The organism is Teichococcus deserti (assembly GCF_001982615.1).
GTDB lineage: Bacteria > Pseudomonadota > Alphaproteobacteria > Acetobacterales > Acetobacteraceae > Pseudoroseomonas > Pseudoroseomonas deserti.
On the sequence record NZ_MLCO01000442.1, the window covers coordinates 1 to 2,397 of the forward strand.

3 protein-coding genes are annotated in these 2,397 nt (G+C 73.2%); 1 reads left to right on the forward strand and 2 read right to left on the reverse strand.

The genetic code is table 11. From position 1 onward, the window contains the following. On the forward strand, positions 1-1,200 hold a 1,200-nt coding region (locus BKE38_RS28675), incomplete at its 5' end, for a putative bifunctional diguanylate cyclase/phosphodiesterase (RefSeq protein ID WP_131829779.1). A gap of 18 nt (positions 1,201-1,218) precedes the next feature. On the opposite strand, the gene BKE38_RS28680 is transcribed toward BKE38_RS28675, so the two are convergent. Together BKE38_RS28680 and BKE38_RS28685 are read right to left on the reverse strand one after the other, a co-directional pair. Then, positions 1,219-1,968 (reverse strand): SDR family NAD(P)-dependent oxidoreductase, encoded by a 750-nt coding sequence (locus tag BKE38_RS28680; RefSeq protein ID WP_076960539.1) that lies wholly within the window; start codon positions 1,966-1,968, stop codon positions 1,219-1,221. 80 nt (positions 1,969-2,048) lie between these two features. Continuing rightward, on the reverse strand, positions 2,049-2,397 hold a 349-nt coding region (locus BKE38_RS28685), incomplete at its 5' end, for a M48 family metallopeptidase (protein ID WP_131829780.1).

The window sequence follows — 2,397 nt, forward strand, 5'->3', positions numbered from 1 at the left end:
GCCCCCACACCGCCCCCGGGCCTGGCCCTGCTGCGCATCGGGCTGAACGACTTCAAGGCGGTGAACGACCTCTACGGCCATGCCGCCGGCGACGCGGTGCTGCGCGGCTACGCCCAGCGCCTGGCCGCCCTGCTGCCGGCCGAGGGCGTGCCGGCGCGGCTGGGCGGCGACGAGTTCGCCGTGCTGCTGCCCTTCGCCGAGGAGGCCGAGGTCACCGCCCTGCTCGGCCGGATCGAGGCCCTGGCGGAGCAGCCGGAGCAGATCGGCGGCGCCAGCATCGGCGTGACCGCGGCGATCGGCATCGCGCTGCATCCGGCCGATGCCGCCAATGCCGAGGCGCTGCTGGCGAATGCCGATGTCGCGCTGCAGCGCGCCAAGATCCTGCCCGGACGCCCCGCCTGCTTCTACCAGGCCGGCATGGACGCCCGGGTGCGCGAGCGCCGCCGCCTGGCCGAGGATCTGCGCGGCGCCCAGGCCGCCGGCGAGCTGATGCTGTTCTTCCAGCCGCAGGTGATGGTCGCCACCGGCCACTGCTTCGGCCATGAGGTGCTGATGCGCTGGCAGCATCCGGCGCAGGGCTTCGTCCCCCCCGACCGCTTCATCCCGCTGGCCGAGGAGAACGGGCTGATCCTGCAGCTGGGCGAATGGGCGCTGCGCGAGGCCTGCCGCGCCGCCGCCGCCGAGCCGCGGCTGGGGCGGGTGGCGGTGAACATCTCGCCGACCCAGTTCCGCCATCCCGACCTGCCGGCCATGGTCGCCAGCGCCCTGGCGGAGAGCGGCCTGCCGCCCAGCCGGCTGGAGATCGAGATCACCGAAAGCACGCTGATGGGCGACAGCCGGCGCGCGCTGGAGATCCTGCGGCAGATCACCGAGCTCGGCGTCGGCATCGCCATGGACGATTTCGGCACCGGCTATTCCTCGCTGGGGACGCTGCGCGCCTTCCCCTTCGACAAGATCAAGCTGGACCGCAGCTTCATCCGCGAGATCGGCGAGAGCGCCCAGGCGCTGGCCATCCTGCGCGCCGTGCTGGACATGGGCCAGGGGCTGGGCGTGCCGGTGCTGGCCGAGGGCGTCGAGACGCCGGAGCAGCTGCAGCGCCTGCGCGACGAGGGCTGCGCCGAGGCGCAGGGCTATCTGTTCGGCCGCCCGGCGCCGCTGGCGGCGCTGGTGCTGCCGCCGGGACGGGAGAGGGTCGCCTGAGCGGCGACCCCTCTCACCTCACTGGCCGCGGTTGACGCGCAGCGGCCCGAAGCTCTGGCTGACCGGCATGACCTGCAGCGTGTTGACGTTGACCCGCGCCGGCCGGCTGGAGACCCAGTGGACGGCGTCGGCAATGTCTTCCGGCGTCAGCGCATCGGCGCCCTGGTAGATGGCGGCCGCCTTGGCGTCGTCGCCGAAGCGGACGTTCGAGAATTCGGTGCCGCCGACCAGGCCGGGCTCGATGTCGGTGACCCGCACCGCGGTGCCGAAGAGGTCGGCGCGCAGGTTCAGGCTGAACTGGCGGACGAAGGCCTTGGTCGCGCCATAGACATTGCCGCCCGGATAGGGGAACTCGCCCGCCGTCGAGCCGATATTCACCACATGGCCGCGGTTGCGCGCCACCATGCCGGGCAGCACCGCATGGGTCATCGCCACCAGCCCCTTGGTGTTGGTGTCGATCATCGTCTCCCAGTCGGAGAGGCTGGCGCGCTGCGCCGGCTCCAGCCCCAGCGCCAGCCCGGCATTGTTGACCAGCACGTCGATCTCCGACCATGCGGCCGGCAGCCCGGCAATAGCGGCGGCGATGGCGGCCGAATCGCGGATGTCGAGCGCCAGCGGATGGACGCGGTCGGGGCCGAGCTCGGCGGCCAGCGCCTGCAGCCGCTCGGCGCGGCGGCCGAGGGCGATGATGCGGGCGCCGTCCTGGGCGAAGCGGCGGGCGATGGCGGCGCCGAAGCCGGCGGTCGCGCCGGTGACGAGAATCAGCATGGTGGAAGCTCTCCTGCCCCAAGGGACCGCCCAAGGGTTTCCCCCGGTATGGCAGCGCTTTTCCGGAGCGGGAAGCCGCCTCAGCCGACCCGCAGCAGGGCCGGGCCGCGGGCGCGCAGCCAGGCCTGGGCCGCCTCGTGATGCGGCGACAGCCTGGCCAGCGCCGCCCAGAAGCGCGGCGAATGGTTGAGCTCCCGCAGATGCGCGACCTCATGCGCGACGACGTAGTCCAGCACCCAGTCAGGCGCCATCACCAGCCGCCAGGAAAAGGCCAGCGTGCCGTCGGGGGCGCAGCTGGCCCAGCGGGTCCGGGTGTCCTTCAGCCGCACGGGGCCCGGCACCACGCCGAGGCTTTCGGCATGGCGGCGGACCCGGGGGCGGATGCGGCGGTCGGCCTCCGCCTGCAGCAGGTCGAGCAGCTGGGAAGCT